At 59.3% G+C, this 15,659-nt stretch carries 15 protein-coding genes; 8 read left to right on the top strand and 7 right to left on the bottom strand.

The window, feature by feature from the left end; genetic code table 11:
* The first annotated feature begins 499 nt into the window (after window positions 1-499).
* From AC1DIS_RS15720 to AC1DIS_RS15710, 3 genes are all read left to right on the top strand, one after another.
* On the top strand, window positions 500-862 hold the full coding sequence (locus tag AC1DIS_RS15720; RefSeq protein WP_064620877.1) for a DUF6124 family protein: 363 nt from the start codon (window positions 500-502) through the stop codon (window positions 860-862).
* Window positions 863-1,064: 202 nt separating this feature from the next.
* Window positions 1,065-1,316, top strand: a complete 252-nt coding sequence (locus tag AC1DIS_RS15715; RefSeq protein ID WP_064620880.1) for a helix-turn-helix domain-containing protein — start codon at window positions 1,065-1,067, stop codon at window positions 1,314-1,316.
* Window positions 1,313-2,512, top strand: coding sequence for a type II toxin-antitoxin system HipA family toxin (locus tag AC1DIS_RS15710; protein WP_477743635.1), 1,200 nt, complete (start codon window positions 1,313-1,315; stop codon window positions 2,510-2,512). The genes AC1DIS_RS15715 and AC1DIS_RS15710 overlap by 4 nt, the downstream gene beginning before the upstream one ends.
* Window positions 2,513-2,591: 79 nt before the next feature.
* On the opposite strand, the gene fba is transcribed toward AC1DIS_RS15710, so the two are convergent.
* From fba to tkt, 6 genes are all read right to left on the bottom strand, one after another.
* Window positions 2,592-3,656, bottom strand: a complete 1,065-nt coding sequence (gene fba / locus AC1DIS_RS15705) for a class II fructose-bisphosphate aldolase (RefSeq protein WP_064620888.1) — start codon at window positions 3,654-3,656, stop codon at window positions 2,592-2,594.
* A 295-nt stretch (window positions 3,657-3,951) separates the two neighbouring features.
* A complete protein-coding gene (locus AC1DIS_RS15700) occupies window positions 3,952-4,284 on the bottom strand; it encodes an MliC family protein (RefSeq protein ID WP_105340861.1) in 333 nt (110 codons plus the stop codon).
* Between the two features lie 56 nt (window positions 4,285-4,340).
* A complete protein-coding gene (locus tag AC1DIS_RS15695; RefSeq protein WP_064620894.1) occupies window positions 4,341-4,562 on the bottom strand; it encodes a hypothetical protein in 222 nt (73 codons plus the stop codon).
* Between the two features lie 34 nt (window positions 4,563-4,596).
* Window positions 4,597-5,760 (bottom strand): phosphoglycerate kinase, encoded by a 1,164-nt coding sequence (locus AC1DIS_RS15690; protein WP_007937921.1) that lies wholly within the window; start codon window positions 5,758-5,760, stop codon window positions 4,597-4,599.
* A 17-nt stretch (window positions 5,761-5,777) separates the two neighbouring features.
* Entirely contained in the window at window positions 5,778-6,845 is a 1,068-nt protein-coding gene (gene epd, locus AC1DIS_RS15685) for an erythrose-4-phosphate dehydrogenase (RefSeq protein ID WP_477780961.1), read from the bottom strand.
* 163 nt (window positions 6,846-7,008) lie between these two features.
* The gene (gene tkt / locus AC1DIS_RS15680; RefSeq protein WP_018928751.1) at window positions 7,009-9,006 is read right to left on the bottom strand and encodes a transketolase; all 1,998 of its coding nucleotides are present in this window, start codon (window positions 9,004-9,006) and stop codon (window positions 7,009-7,011) included.
* Window positions 9,007-9,279: 273 nt separating this feature from the next.
* On the opposite strand from tkt, the gene AC1DIS_RS15675 reads away from it, so the two are divergent.
* The 4 genes from AC1DIS_RS15675 (at window position 9,280) to AC1DIS_RS15660 (ending at window position 13,808) form a co-directional block, all read left to right on the top strand.
* Window positions 9,280-10,275 (top strand): ArsR/SmtB family transcription factor, encoded by a 996-nt coding sequence (locus AC1DIS_RS15675; protein WP_064620901.1) that lies wholly within the window; start codon window positions 9,280-9,282, stop codon window positions 10,273-10,275.
* 18 nt (window positions 10,276-10,293) lie between these two features.
* Window positions 10,294-11,484 (top strand): methionine adenosyltransferase, encoded by a 1,191-nt coding sequence (gene metK, locus AC1DIS_RS15670; protein WP_007937912.1) that lies wholly within the window; start codon window positions 10,294-10,296, stop codon window positions 11,482-11,484.
* A 157-nt stretch (window positions 11,485-11,641) separates the two neighbouring features.
* Entirely contained in the window at window positions 11,642-13,321 is a 1,680-nt protein-coding gene (ligB, locus tag AC1DIS_RS15665; RefSeq protein WP_477743633.1) for an NAD-dependent DNA ligase LigB, read from the top strand.
* 91 nt (window positions 13,322-13,412) lie between these two features.
* Complete coding sequence (locus AC1DIS_RS15660) at window positions 13,413-13,808, top strand: DUF1090 domain-containing protein (protein WP_018928748.1); 396 nt, start codon at window positions 13,413-13,415, stop codon at window positions 13,806-13,808.
* A 20-nt stretch (window positions 13,809-13,828) separates the two neighbouring features.
* On the opposite strand, the gene AC1DIS_RS15655 is transcribed toward AC1DIS_RS15660, so the two are convergent.
* Entirely contained in the window at window positions 13,829-14,278 is a 450-nt protein-coding gene (locus AC1DIS_RS15655; protein WP_026286618.1) for a c-type cytochrome, read from the bottom strand.
* Between the two features lie 128 nt (window positions 14,279-14,406).
* On the opposite strand from AC1DIS_RS15655, the gene mltA reads away from it, so the two are divergent.
* Window positions 14,407-15,579, top strand: a complete 1,173-nt coding sequence (gene mltA / locus AC1DIS_RS15650; protein ID WP_477743632.1) for a murein transglycosylase A — start codon at window positions 14,407-14,409, stop codon at window positions 15,577-15,579.
* Window positions 15,580-15,659 lie beyond the last annotated feature (80 nt).

Genomic DNA, 15,659 nt, shown 5'->3' with positions numbered 1-15,659 from the left:
CCCTTTGTGGCGAGGGAGCTTGCTCCCGTTGGGCTGCGCAGCAGACCCTCTTTTTGGGGGCCGCTTCGCGGCCCAGCGGGAGCAAGCTCCCTCGCCACAGGTTCTTTATGTCCAACTCCATCTCTTCACTGACCGGCATCAGCCCCCACTTAAACGCCAACGTTTAAAGACACGCAGCGTTACTTCATGAGGCCTACATCGGCTTGCGTCACTGCCTACGGGTACGCCAGAATCCGCCGGCTTGTGCGTCTGGGAGGCCATCGGTAACTTGATTCGTGTCACTGATTCGCAGTGATCGGGTTTAGTAGCCCGTGGTTTCGAGCTTGGTGCACAAGCATCTGTCAGTCAGGGATTTCGATTCCTGCGCTTGATGGTAACTGTGCGCAGGGCACCTTCGGGTGCGCCGGCTTGCTCGAAACCCCGGTCTACTAACCTGCGTACAGTTGCCTCCACTTTGATTAGTAGCCAGAGAGGGGCACTCCAATCAGGTTTCGAGCAAATGACTAAATCAACGCCGCATCCGCCGGTCACAGACCCGGCATCCCCCTACGAATCCCTCGATTCAAAAAAACTCCACGAAGCCGCCGAGCGCGCCCTCGACCACTACCTCAACCCGGCCGCCAAAATCATGGCCACCACCCACGAACCCGAGCCCATGTACCTCGCCAATCCGAAGTACAACACCGAAGCCCTGCTGGCCAACGCCAGCGAAACACTCGGCTCGGCCACCCTCATGCTCAATAATTTCGCCGCGCTGCTGGAAACCTCACATCGCAAGACCCTGCTGGGCATTGCCCAAGTGGTCATGCTCGGTGAACTGGCGGTGAATCAGGCGCTGGATCACGTCGAACCGAAGGAGTAATCGCGGCTCGGTTGGTGCAAGGCGAGCAAACTTTCTTCCAATAAAAAACCCGCCTCTCGGCGGGTTTCTTATCAACGCAGCTTAACGCTCGGGCTTAGTTAACCTCGATCCCTGTGTCGCCGATGGCCGTGGACTTAAATACGACGTAGATAAAATGTTGCGTATACGCTACATTTAGCTATAAATGTTACGGAAGCGGAACATGGATTATTTTCTGTTGATCAGCCGTCTTGGCAACCAAATACGCGAAAAACGTATAAATCGCGGTCTGACGCAAGCACAGCTTGCCGACCTCGCGGGGCTGACACGATACAAAGTCATCGCAGTAGAGAAAGGTACTCTGTCTGTCGGCATGATCGCCTATGCGCGCGTCCTTGGCGCTCTGGATTGTGAGCTTGCTGTCGTTCCAGCTGCTATGCCGACCCTTGAAGAGCTTGGGGATTTATTCGAATGAAAATGTCCTCTCTCAAAGTCAGCACGCCCGAGGGGCGTAGCGGCAGGCTTTTCAGCGATGCCGAAGACTTCACATTCCGTTATCACGAAGATGCATCGCGAGAAATGGCTATCAGCTTGTCGATGCCAGTAAGGCATGACGAGTTTCGTCGGCGCGAACTCCATCCTGTTTTTCAGATGAATCTGCCGGAAGGCTATGTATTGGAGCAACTGCGCAATCGATTGGCCAAGACTGTGAATGTCGATCCGATGCTTTTGCTGGCGCTTTCCGGCAGCACTTCGCCCATTGGCAGGGTGCAAGTGCGGTCTGAAACGGTTGACGCCTTGCTGGAGGAGCAACAATTTCCGGGGGAGAAACTCGAAGAGATTCTGACATGGGACGGCACGGAAGATATCTTCGCTGACATTCTTGATCGCTACATCCTGCGTGCCGGCATTTCCGGCGTTCAACCCAAAGTGTTGGTACCGGAACGCCTGGAAACCGGATTGCCACGGGTGACATCGAAAACCTCGGACCTGATTATCAAAAGTGGCCGAGACGAATTTCCCGGTCTGGCAATCAACGAGTTCCTTTGCATGTCCATTGCGAAGGAGGCCGGTATTCCCGTTCCGCCGTTTTACCTTTCCGATAATGCCAAGCTGTTTGTCATGCGTCGCTTTGATCGCGACGACCAGCTCAACCCAATTGGATTTGAAGACATGGCGGTGTTGATGGGGCTATCGGCTAACCAGAAGTACAGCAAAAGTTATGCGGCAATCGCCAAGGCTATTCGCGTGTTCTGCCCGACTAAACATTTACGCACCTCCCTTGATCAACTCTTCGATAGCGTTGCCCTGAGCTGTATTGTCGGGAATGGCGACGCTCATTTGAAAAACTTCGGATTGCTCTATTCCGATCCTACGCAACGCGATGCACGCCTGGCGCCGGCCTACGACATCGTTAACACCACGGCCTATATTCCGGAAGATGTTTTGGCTTTGGATCTGGCGGGCAACAAGTCAATGTTTGCCTCGCGGCAAGGACTGCTTGAGTTTGCGCACACCTGTGAGATCGAGCGACCTCAGGAGCGCATTCAGCAATTGCTTGCCTCGGTTGAAGCAGTACTTGAACGCTATCCTGAGTATCGGGAACAGGCGCCTCATGTGGTCAGTGCCATTGAGCAAGCGGCAGCGCCATTTTCTCTGACTTTTGGGTAGTTATTGCGCGCAAAAATCCCCGCCCAGAAAAAACCCGCCTCTCGGCGGGTTCTTCACAACACGGGTCAAACTCTAAGGCTTAGTTAACCTTGGCGTTCAACTCGCCTTTCAGGTAACGCTGGAACATCGCTTCCAACGAAATCGGCTTGATCTTCGAAGCATTACCGGCAGTACCAAACTGCTCATAACGCGCAATACACACGTCACGCATCGCAGTCACAGTCGCGCCGAAGAACTTACGCGGATCAAACTCGCTCGGGTTGGTGGCCATCAGGCGACGCATCGCACCGGTGGACGCCAAACGCAGGTCGGTGTCGATGTTGACCTTGCGCACGCCGTGCTTGATGCCTTCGACGATTTCTTCAACCGGTACGCCGTAGGTTTCTTTGATGTCGCCGCCGTACTGGTTGATGATCGCCAGCCACTCTTGCGGAACCGAAGACGAACCGTGCATCACCAGGTGGGTGTTCGGGATGCGTTTGTGGATTTCCTTGATGCGGTCGATGGCCAGCACGTCGCCGGTAGGTGGCTTGGTGAACTTGTAGGCGCCGTGGCTGGTGCCGATGGCGATGGCCAGGGCGTCGACCTGGGTCTTCTTGACGAAGTCCGCGGCTTCTTCCGGGTCGGTCAGCATTTGGCTGTGATCCAGAACGCCTTCGGCGCCGATGCCATCTTCTTCACCGGCCATGCCGGTTTCCAGCGAACCCAGGCAGCCCAGCTCGCCTTCCACCGATACGCCGCAGGCGTGAGCCATGGCCACGGTTTGTTGGGTAACGCGAACGTTGTAGTCGTAGTCGGTCGGGGTCTTGCCGTCTTCGCCCAGGGAACCGTCCATCATCACCGAGCTGAAGCCCAGTTGAATGGAACGCTGGCAGACGTCAGGGCTGGTGCCGTGGTCCTGGTGCATGCACACCGGGATGTGCGGGAACTCTTCGATGGCCGCCAGGATCAGGTGACGCAGGAACGGGGCGCCAGCGTATTTGCGAGCACCGGCCGAAGCCTGGACGATCACCGGGGAGTCAGTCTTGTCAGCGGCTTCCATAATGGCGCGCATCTGCTCAAGGTTGTTGACGTTGAAGGCTGGAACGCCGTAGCCGAACTCGGCTGCGTGGTCCAGCATCTGGCGCATGCTGATAAGTGCCATTGTGTGTGTCTCTCCCGGTTGAGGGTCGTTAATCGTGCCAGCCTGCCGTAGCGGCGGCGGCTATTCAAGTTATTGCAGATCGGGGGTTGGCCCGGGCTGCGAATTCGGTACAACAAAAACCTGTGCGTAACGAAGAACCTGTGGCGAGCGAGCTTGCTCGCGTTCGGCTGCGAAGCAGTCGTAAACCCGTCGACTCGGTCCTTCTGAAACACCAAATCGGCTGGCTTTGGGACCGCTTCGCGCTCCAGCGGGAGCAAGCTCCCTCGCCACAACAATAGTCCTGCGATCGGCGTTGTTACTGCGCTTTACAACCGCGACCAATCAAATCATTGGTGGCGACCCAGTACACCAGGCCTTCCTCACCCTTTATGTGAAACGCCAGCATGTCGTTGCTATACAGCGAACCTTCAGCGCCCGGCTCAAGCTTCAGGCGGTAGACCTGATCGGCGCCGCCCAGGCGAACATCGACTTCCTTGCGGCTCACATCAGTGTAGCGCCAGAGCACTTTGGCCTGGCTGTCGCAGGTCCAGGTGGTCCAGCTGTCCGCTGGCTTGGCAGTGTTGAACAGGTTCAAATTGGCGCAACCTGCCAGCAATGCCAGTGCCGCAACGGCAATAAAGCGTTTCATCCGTGTTCCTCGACCGACGGCGCATGCCGCCAGCCCTGAGTAAAGAGTCAGACCCGTCAAGGGCAGCCATGTTCCTTGGTCGGGGTCTGCGTCTCGTATTTGTCCAGGCCATCGGGCCCGGACCGCTTGTTGATCACCGGGTTGGTTTCCGCTTGCCAGTCAGCCTGGTAGCAGCCTTTATCCGACGCGGATGGCGCGGGTTCCGGCGTGGCTTTCGGGTTACTCCCGCAAGCCGCCAGCATACCCGCGGCGATCAACAGCATTAATGTCCTGACCATCTGAACACTCCTTTGCCTGGTCAAATGAGCGGCCTCAGGCCTTGGCCCGGCTTTCCAGGACTTCAACGGCCGGCAGCACTTTGCCTTCGACGAATTCGAGGAACGCGCCGCCGCCGGTAGAAATGTAGGAGATTTGCTCGGCTACGCCATATTTATCGATGGCCGCCAGAGTGTCGCCACCGCCGGCAATGGAGAACGCCGAGCTTTCCGCGATGGCCTGGGCCAGCACTTTGGTGCCGTTACCGAACTGGTCGAATTCGAACACGCCCACCGGGCCGTTCCACAGGATGGTCTTGGACGACTTCAGCAGCTCGGCGAAATTCGCCGCGGTCTGTGGGCCGATGTCCAGGATCATGTCGTCTGCAGCCACGTCGGCGATCAGCTTGACAGTCGCGGTCGCGCTTTCAGCGAATTCCTTGGCGACCACCACGTCCACTGGCAATGGCACGCTGACTTTCGCCGCGATTTCACGGGCAGTGTCCAGCAGGTCCGGCTCGTACAGCGATTTGCCAACCGGGTGACCGGCAGCGGCCAGGAAGGTGTTGGCGATGCCGCCACCAACGATCAGCTGGTTGCAGATCTGGCTCAGGCTGTTGAGCACGTCGAGTTTGGTCGACACTTTGGAGCCGGCAACAATGGCGGCCATTGGCTGGGCCGGGGAGCCCAGGGCCTTGCCCAGTGCGTCCAGTTCGGCGGCGAGCAACGGGCCAGCAGCGGCGACTTTGGCGAATTTGGCCACGCCATGGGTCGAGCCCTCGGCGCGGTGAGCGGTGCCGAAAGCGTCCATCACGAACACGTCGCACAGGGCGGCGTATTGCTTGGCCAGTTCGTCGGCGTTCTTTTTCTCGCCCTTGTTGAAGCGCACGTTTTCGAACAACACGATGTCGCCGGCTTTCACGTCGACGCCGCCCAGGTAATCGGACACCAGCGGCACTTCACGGCCCAGGGCCTTGCTCAGGTAGTCAGCCACTGGCTTGAGGCTGTTCTCGGCCGAGAACTCGCCTTCGGTCGGACGGCCAAGGTGCGAGCAGACCATCACTGCCGCGCCTTTTTCCAGGGCCAGCTTGATGGTCGGCAGCGAAGCCAGGATACGCGCATCGCTGGTGACAACACCGTCCTTGACTGGGACGTTGAGGTCTTCGCGGATCAGTACGCGCTTACCTTGCAGATCGAGGTCGGTCATCTTCAACACGGTCATGGGTCGCAATTCCTGGGTTACTGTTTTTGAAAGACAGATTGTGGAGTAGTAGCGGCTTGCAAATAGTGCTCTGCAACGTCCAGCATTCGATTGGCAAAACCCCATTCGTTGTCGAACCAGGCCAGGATGYTCACCAGCCGTGGGCCGGAAACGCGGGTCTGACTGGCATCGACGATGGCCGAATGGGGGTCATGATTGAAATCACAACTGGCGTGAGGCAACTCGGTGTAGGCCAGAAGGCCTTTGAGCGGGCCATGGGTGGCGGCCTCGCGCAGAATCCGGTTGACCTCGGTGGCGTCGGTATCGCTTACGGTCTGCATCGTAATATCGAGGCAGGACACGTTAACCGTCGGCACCCGCACGGCTTTGGCCTGAATTCGCCCGGCAAGTTCCGGCAGCAAGCGTTCAATGCCTCGCGCCAGACCAGTGGACACCGGAATCACCGACTGGAACGCCGAACGGGTGCGGCGCAGGTCTTCGTGGTGATAGGCGTCGATCACCGGCTGATCGTTCATCGCCGAGTGGATGGTGGTGATCGACACGTATTCCAGACCAATGGCCTGATCCAGCAGGCGCAACAGCGGCACGCCGCAGTTGGTGGTGCAAGACGCGTTGGACACCAGCAGTTCTTCGCCGGTCAGGCAATCCTGGTTCACGCCGTAGACGATGGTGGCGTCGACATCCGCCTCGCTGGCCATCGGCTGGGAAAACAGCACCCGTGGCGCACCGGCGTCGAGAAAACGCTGGCCATCCTGACGGGTGTGATAAGCGCCGGAGCACTCCAGCACCAGATCGACGCCCAACGACGCCCAATCGATGCCTTCGGGGGTGGCACTGCGCAGGACCTTCACGCAGTCGCCCTTAATATGCAGACAATCGCCCTCAACCCTCACTTCACCGGGAAACCGCCCGTGAGTGGAGTCGAAGCGTGTCAGGTATTCGATGCTGGCCATATCGGCCAGATCGTTGATCGCGACAATTTCAAACCCAGCCTTCGAGCCTCGCTCAAACAACGCACGCAAGACACAACGACCAATCCGGCCGTAGCCGTTGAGTGCAACTTTGTAAGGACGCGGTTGAGGCATGGGGTTCTCGATAGTCGCGGCAGACGAATTCTTGCTAACAACACAAATCCCTGTAGGAGCTGTCGAGTGAAACGAGGCTGCGATCTTTTAAGATCAAAAGATCGCAGCCTGCGGCAGCTCCTACACAGGGAACGCGGTGGCCATAAAACCACCGCGGCGTGCCTTAGTCTTCCAGCAGCTCTTCAGCCTGACCCAGGATGTTTTCCAGGGTGAAGCCGAACTCTTCGAACAAGGCCGGCGCAGGCGCCGACTCGCCGTAGGTGGTCATGCCGATCACGCGACCTTCCAGGCCCACGTACTTGTACCAGTAGTCCGCGTGGGCGGCTTCGATGGCGATACGCGCGCTGACCTGCAATGGCAGAACCGATTGCTTGTAGCCGGCGTCCTGGGCTTCGAAGACGCTGGTGCATGGCATCGACACCACACGAACCTTGCGGCCTTGCTCGGTCAGTTTGTCGAAGGCTTGAACGGCCAGGCCGACTTCCGAACCGGTGGCGATCAGGATCAGCTCAGGCTCGCCTGCGCAGTCCTTCAACACGTAACCGCCACGGGCGATCTCTTCGATCTGGATCGCATTGCGGGTTTGGTGCTGCAGGTTCTGACGGGAGAAGATCAGCGCCGAAGGACCGTCGTCACGCTCCAGGGCGAACTTCCAGGCCACCGCCGATTCAACGGCATCGGCCGGACGCCAGGTGTCGAGGTTCGGTGTGCAGCGCAGGCTGGCCAGTTGCTCGATCGGCTGGTGAGTCGGGCCGTCTTCGCCCAGACCGATGGAGTCGTGGGTGAACACGTAGACGATGCGTTTCTTCATCAGCGCCGACATGCGCACTGCGTTGCGGGCGTATTCCATGAACATCAGGAAGGTCGCGCCGTAAGGCACCAGGCCGCCGTGCAGGGCCACGCCGTTCATGATCGCGCTCATGCCGAACTCGCGAACGCCGTAGTACATGTAGTTGCCGCTGGCGTCTTCGGCGGTGACGCCTTTGCAACCTTTCCACAGGGTCAGGTTGGAGCCGGCCAGGTCAGCCGAACCACCGAGCAGTTCAGGCAGCAGCGGGCCGAAGGCGTTCAGGGCGTTCTGGCTGGCTTTACGGCTGGCGATGGATTCGCCTTTGGCCGCGACTTCAGCGATGTAGGCCTGGGCCTTCTCGGCGAAATCGGTCGGCAGATCACCGCTCAGGCGACGAACCAGTTCGTTGGCCAGCTCAGGGAAGGCGGCGGAGTACGCAGCGAAACGCTGATCCCACTCGGCTTCGGCAGCGCGACCGGCTTCCTTGGCGTCCCACTCGGCATAGATATCAGCCGGGATTTCGAACGGGCCGTAGTTCCACTTCAGCGCTTCACGGGTCAGGGCGATTTCCGCGTCACCCAACGGGGCGCCGTGGCAATCTTCCTTGCCTTGCTTGTTCGGCGAACCGAAGCCGATGGTGGTCTTGCAGCAGATCAGCGTCGGTTGTGCGCTTTTGCGCGCGGTTTCGATCGCGATCTTGATTTCTTCCGGATCGTGACCGTCGACATTGCGGATCACTTGCCAGTTGTAGGATTCGAAACGCTTCGGCGTGTCGTCGGTGAACCAGCCTTCGACTTCACCGTCGATGGAGATGCCATTGTCATCGTAGAAGGCGATCAGTTTGCCCAGGCCCAGCGTACCGGCCAGGGAACTGACTTCGTGGGAAATGCCTTCCATCATGCAGCCATCACCCAGGAATACGTAGGTGTGGTGATCGACGACGTTATGGCCAGGACGATTGAACTGCGCAGCCAGGACTTTTTCCGCCAGGGCGAAACCGACTGCGTTGGCCAGGCCTTGGCCCAGTGGACCGGTGGTGGTTTCAACGCCCGGGGTGTAGCCATATTCCGGGTGACCCGGGGTACGGCTGTGCAGCTGGCGGAAGTTTTTCAGGTCATCGATCGACAGGTCGTAGCCGGTCAGGTGCAGCAGCGAGTAGATCAACATCGAGCCGTGACCGTTGGACAGCACGAAGCGGTCACGGTCGGCGAACGATGGATTGCTCGGGTTGTGCTTCAGGTAGTCACGCCAAAGTACTTCGGCGATATCCGCCATACCCATAGGGGCACCGGGATGGCCGCTGTTGGCTTTTTGCACGGCATCCATGCTGAGGGCACGAATGGCGTTGGCGCGCTCACGACGGCTGGGCATCGCTGATCTCCTGCGGATATTGAATCGAGAGTGAATAAAACGAAACGGAAAAAAGGCGAGCATTTTCCCTCACCGACCCGCCTCGGGGCAATGACAGATAGTCATCCGAAGGCGTTTTTCCAATGGATAACGGCGTATTCGACTGATGAAACCTTTCCGCTGTTGGTTTGTGGACTGAAACTAACGTTAAGAAGTGCCATCTATCGACCAATATCAAAACTTTTTGATATTGCTCTTGCGGTGTTTTCTTACCGTCACTAGACTGCTGGCCTTATGAATCTGCGCGTGCCTTCCATTCAACATGACGATTGCGATGAGCTGGCGGCCCTGTGCAAGGCCGGCGGCGATCCTCTGCGGCTGAATGTATTGCGCGCGCTGGCCAACGATTCGTTCGGCGTACTGGAACTGGCGCAGATCTTCGGCATCGGTCAGTCCGGCATGAGTCATCACCTCAAGGTATTGGCCCAGGCCGAACTGGTGGCGACCCGCCGTGAAGGCAATGCGATTTTCTACCGTCGTGCCCTGCCCCACACCGATCTGCTGGGCGGCAAGCTGCATGCCGCGCTGCTCGAAGAAGTGGATAACCTGACCCTGCCGACTGACGTCCAGGCGCGGATCGGTCAGGTCCACGGGCAACGTGAGGCGGCCAGCCAGGACTTTTTCTCGCGGGTCGCGGAGAAGTTTCGCGCCCAGCAAGACTTGATCGCCGGCCTGCCGCAATACCGCGAAAGCGTGGTGGCCCTGCTCGACAAGCTGAGTTTCGGCCCCGGCGCCACGGCCATCGAAGTAGGCCCCGGCGATGGTGCCTTTCTGCCGGAGCTGGCGCGTCGCTTCACTCAGGTCACGGCGCTGGACAACAGCCCGGCGATGCTCGAACTGGCCCGCCAGGTCTGCGAACGTGAAACGCTGGCTAACGTCAGCCTGCAATTGGCCGATGCATTGAACGGTGTAAACCTTCAGGCCGACTGCGTTGTATTGAACATGGTGCTGCACCATTTTGCCGCGCCGGCCGAAGCGCTCAAGCACATGGCCGGTTTGCTGCAACCAGGCGGTAGCCTGTTAGTGACAGAGTTATGTAGCCACAACCAGAGTTGGGCCAGGGAGGCCTGCGGTGATCTCTGGTTGGGGTTTGAACAGGACGATCTGGCCCGTTGGGCCACCGCTGCGGGACTCGTTCCCGGGGAAAGCCTCTATGTAGGCTTACGTAATGGTTTCCAGATACAGGTCCGCCATTTTCAGCGACCGGCTGGCGACACTCACCATCGGTAAATTCAGGAAAAAATCGAGATGAGCGAATACTCCCTCTTCACCTCCGAGTCCGTGTCTGAAGGGCATCCGGACAAAATCGCCGACCAGATTTCCGATGCGGTGCTGGACGCCATCATTGCTGAAGACAAGTTCGCCCGCGTGGCGTGCGAGACTCTGGTGAAAACCGGCGTGGCAATCATCGCAGGTGAAGTCACCACGTCGGCCTGGGTCGATCTGGAAGACATCGTCCGTAACGTGATTCTCGACATCGGCTACAACAGCTCCAATGTCGGCTTCGACGGCGCGACCTGCGGCGTGATGAACATCATCGGCAAGCAGTCCCCCGACATCAACCAGGGTGTTGACCGTGCCAAGCCTGAAGACCAGGGCGCCGGCGACCAGGGCCTGATGTTCGGCTATGCCAGCAACGAAACCGACGTGCTGATGCCAGCACCGATCACCTTCTCGCACCAACTGGTTCAGCGCCAGGCCGAAGCCCGCAAGTCCGGCCTGCTGCCTTGGTTGCGTCCAGACGCCAAGTCGCAAGTGACCTGCCGCTACGAAAACGGCAAGGTTGTCGGTATCGACGCCGTTGTACTGTCGACCCAGCACAACCCGGAAGTGTCCTACAAAGACCTGCGCGAAGGCGTGATGGAACTGATCGTCAAGCACGTGCTGCCTGCCGAACTGCTGTCCAAGGACACCCAGTTCCACATCAACCCGACTGGCCAGTTCATCATCGGCGGCCCGGTGGGCGACTGCGGCCTGACCGGTCGCAAGATCATCGTTGACAGCTACGGCGGCATGGCCCGTCACGGCGGCGGCGCGTTCTCCGGTAAAGATCCATCGAAGGTTGACCGTTCGGCGGCCTACGCCGGTCGTTATGTGGCCAAGAACATCGTGGCTGCCGGCCTGGCCGAGCGTTGCGAGATTCAGGTTTCCTACGCAATCGGCGTCGCTCAACCGACTTCGATTTCGTTGAACACCTTCGGCACCGGCAAGATCAGCGACGACAAGATCGTCAAACTGGTCCGCGAAGTGTTCGACCTGCGTCCATACGCGATCACCACCATGCTCGACCTGCTGCACCCGATGTACCAGGACACCGCTGCGTACGGCCACTTCGGTCGCACCCCGGAAACCAAAACCGTGGGCGACGATACGTTCACCACGTTCACCTGGGAAAAAACCGACCGCGCCGACGCCCTGCGTTCTGCTGCCGGCCTGTAAGACTTTCCCGGCTGTACAAAAAGCCCCGCACGGTTCGCCGTGCGGGGCTTTTTCATGAAGAAGATCCCACCTCGAAACACGCAGAATTACACCTCTGCACTCCACACTCGAAACCTGACTAGCCTTGAAAGCATCCCAACGAGCAAGGACGCTCTCGATGCTGCCCAACCTGCGCCTGTTTTTCGGTTTCCTGCTGACCCTCACCTGCCTGACCGCCAATGCCGCCGACTGCCCCGATTGGCCGCCGGCCCGCGCTCTGGACGAAATCAACGCACTGCAAAAGCGAATCGACCTCTGGGACGACAGCTATCATCGCGAAGGACGCTCTTTGGTCGCCGATGAACTCTATGATCAATCCCGCATACGACTAAGCGAATGGCGCGAGTGTTTTGACTCCGGCCCTTCAGCCGAACCGTTGCGCACTGCCGGTGGCACGATTGCTCACCCCATCGCCCACACCGGCCTGGAAAAACTGCGCGATGGGCGCGCCGTCGAAGCCTGGCTGAAAAATCGGGATGAGGTCTGGATTCAACCCAAGGTCGACGGTGTGGCTGTGACGTTGATCTATCGCAACGGCTGGCTGCACCAGGCGATCAGTCGTGGTGACGGGATAACCGGCCACGACTGGACTGCCTCAGCGCGCCAGATCGCCGCCATCCCTCAAAAACTTCCACAACCGCTCGACCTGCTGTTGCAAGGCGAACTCTATTGGCGCCTGACCGAACACGTGCAAGCCGAGGCCGGCAGCCTCAATGCCCGCGCCACGGTGGCCGGGTTAATGGCACGCAAGACGCTGAACCCCGAGCAAGCCGCCGGTATCGGCGTGTTCGTCTGGGACTGGCCACAAGGCCCGAAAAGCCTGCCCGCCCGCGTGGCGGCTCTGGATGAGCTGGGATTCCCGAGCACCGCGCCCTACAGCCAGCCGATCGAGGCCTTCGCCGATGCCGAACGCTGGCGCGATTACTGGTATCGCTCGCCCCTGCCCTTTGCCAGCGACGGCGTCGTTTTACGACAGAACCAGCGCCCACCCGCCGAGCGCTGGCAGGCGAAAACGCCTTTCTGGAGTGTCGCCTGGAAGTACCCCTTCGCCCAGGCGTTGGCCGAGGTGCGCAAGGTCCACTTCAAGATTGGACGGACCGGCCGGATCACACCGGTGCTGGATCTGGCACCGGTGATGCTCGATGACCGGCAGATCAAGCGTGTCAGCGTCAGCTCCCTGCAGCGCTGGGAAGCGCTGGACATTCGTCCCGGCGATCAGGTCGCCATCAGCCTGGCCGGGCTGACCATCCCCAGGCTCGACGGTGTGGTATTGCGCAGCACCGAACGTCCTGAATTGAACGCACCGCTGGCAGCAGATTTTCATCCGTTGAGTTGCTGGCAGCCGACACCCGGATGCGAAAGCCAGTTTCTCGCACGACTGGCCTGGCTCAGCGGCAAACAGGGGCTGGCCTTGCCGCATGTCGGGCCGGGCACCTGGGAGAAACTGCTCAAGGCCGAACGTCTCGACAACCTGCTCGATTGGTTGACCCTCGATGAGCAAGAGCTTGCTAACATTGACGGCTTCGGCGAACGCAGCAGTGCTCGTCTTTTGAACAGTTTCAACAGCGCCCGGCAACGACCGCTCGCTCGCTGGCTCAAAGCCCTGGGCTTGCCGCCGACCGGCCAGGCACATCTCGCCGATTCATGGCAGGTGCTGGCGCAACGAAACACCGAACAATGGCAGGCCGAAACCGGCATCGGCCCGGGACGCGCGGCGCAACTGAGCGCATTTTTCCGCGACCCGCAGGTCCTGGCCTTGAGCGAGACATTACGTGTTGCCGGGATTGACGGTTTTTAGCAGCCGGCGACGCCCGTCAGCCTGGGAACCCATAGGTACCGATGCGCTCAAACAGCCCATCGCTACATCGATTTTTTCACCTGGAGCCTTTATGAAACTTCTTTCACCGCTCGCCTTGTTGACCCTGTGCAGCGTGATGGCCGCTCCATTAATGGCCGACGAAGACGCCCCGGGCCTGACCGGCTGCGCCGCAAAAAAACAAGGCATCATCAACCAGATTGAACTGGCCAAGTCTCACGGCAACGCCGATCAACAGGCTGGCCTGGAAACCGCCCTGAGCGAGGTCACCGCCCATTGCACCGACGCTTCCTTGAAGAAGGAACGGGAAAACAAGGTGCTCGACGCCAAGCACGAAGTCAGCCGGCGTCAGGCCGACCTCGACAAGGCGATGAAAAAAGGCGACGCCGAGAAGATCAACAAGCGCAAAGACAAACTGGCTCAATCGCGCAAGGATTTACAGGACGCGCTCGACGAGCTGGATAAGTAATCCGGTTTGAACACGCCGCCTCAATGATCCCGAAATTCTTTATGGCAGGCACTACAGGCGTCTTCGACTTTCTGTACTGCCGGCCCCAGATTGCTGGCCTTGTAGGGTTGAACCTGGCTGGCGATCACCAGTTCACCGGTGGCGCCTTCAAGGGTGCGAGCCATTTCCTGGAAGCGTGCCTGCTTCTGCCAGACATCGTCCTTGGCGCTGGTGTGATCTTCTTCGCGCACCTGCGGGAAATGTTTCCAYGGCTCATGGGACAACGCATCGAGCTTCACGGCACCGTCGGCGAATTTCGGGCCATCGAACGGAATACGCCCACGCAACATGCCACCCAGGTCTTCGCCGGTCTTGAGCATTTGCTTGAAGATCGCCTTGCGCTGGCCCAGAGGCGAGTTCGGGTCGACACCGCCGCAGGCGGACAAGGTCAGGCAGGCCAGCAATACAACAGAGAGTCTTTTAAGAGTCATGGTGGCTTCAGATCACTGGAAACGGCAGCCAGTATCCTCGCGTCACCGGCAAAGACCAATAGCCCTATTATCAATACGGGTTGTTTGAGCGCATGGAGCACTCAGGCAACCGGCAAAGGAATTACTCCATGAACAGCCGTTTCAAGGCGTGGCGTCACAACCTGGCCTGGACCCTTCCGATGGTGGCCATACTTGCTGGCTGCACCGGTGGCGACAGTAGCAAACCGAAAACCCACGCACTGGCGACCTACTCCAGCGCTACCTGGGAAGCCCTTCCAGCGGTGTCCGACAATGACCTCGTCGCCGGTTTTGGCTCGTGGCGCAGCGCCTGCACCCGACTCAAGGCCGACCCGGTCTGGGGTGGCACCTGCGCCGCTTCCGCCAATGTTCAGCCAACCGCCAGCGAAATCCGCGGCTTCCTCAAGCAAAACCTCAATGTTTACGGCTTGCGCGCCGCCAATGACAACCCCAACGGCCTGATCACCGGTTACTACGAACCGGTGTATCCCGGCAGCCTGACCCAGACCGAGCAAGCGAACATCCCGGTGTACGGCGTGCCCGAGGACATGATCATCGTCTCGCTGGACAGCATTTACCCGGAACTCAAAGGCAAACGCCTGCGCGGACGACTCGAAGGTCGCGTGCTCAAGCCTTATGACGATGCGGCAACCATTGAAACCAATGGCGTGAAGGCGCCAGTGATTGCCTGGCTGACCGACCCGATGAACCTGCAGTTCCTGCAAATCCAGGGTTCGGGGCGCATCCAGCTCGATGATGGCCGTCAATTGCGCATTGGTTATGCCGACCAGAACGGCCACCCCTATCGACCTATCGGCCGCTGGCTGGTGGATCAGGGCGAGCTGAAGAAAGAAGAGGTAACCATGAGCGCCATCGATAACTGGGCCAAGGCCAATCCGACGCGCATTCCCGAACTGCTCGGCAGCAACCCCAGCTACGTGTTCTTCAATCGCAACCCGGACAGCAACGAAGGGCCGCGCGGTTCGCTGAATGTGCCATTGACCGCAGGTTATAGCGCGGCAGTGGATCGCAAGGTGATTCCGCTCGGTAGCCTGTTGTGGTTATCGACGACGCGACCGGACGGCAGCGCACTGGTGCGTCCGGTGGCCGCTCAAGATACCGGCGGCGCGATTGCCGGCGAGGTCCGCGCAGACCTGTTCTGGGGCACGGGCGAGGCCGCCGGGCAATTGGCCGGCGACATGAAACAGCAGGGGCAGATCTGGATGCTCTGGCCTAAAGGGGCGGCGTTGCCTCAGGTGCCGCAGGTGGCTGACAAACTTTAGAAGCAAAAGATCGCAGGCTGCGCCAGCTTCAACATCGAGAGCGTTCGTCGCAATATCGCGAATGAACATCGATCCCTGCT

The sequence above is a fragment of the Pseudomonas sp. 05N433 genome (assembly GCF_056396925.1).
The sequence above is the reverse complement of the archived record's forward strand: the minus strand, read 5'-3'. Positions and strand labels throughout refer to the sequence as shown.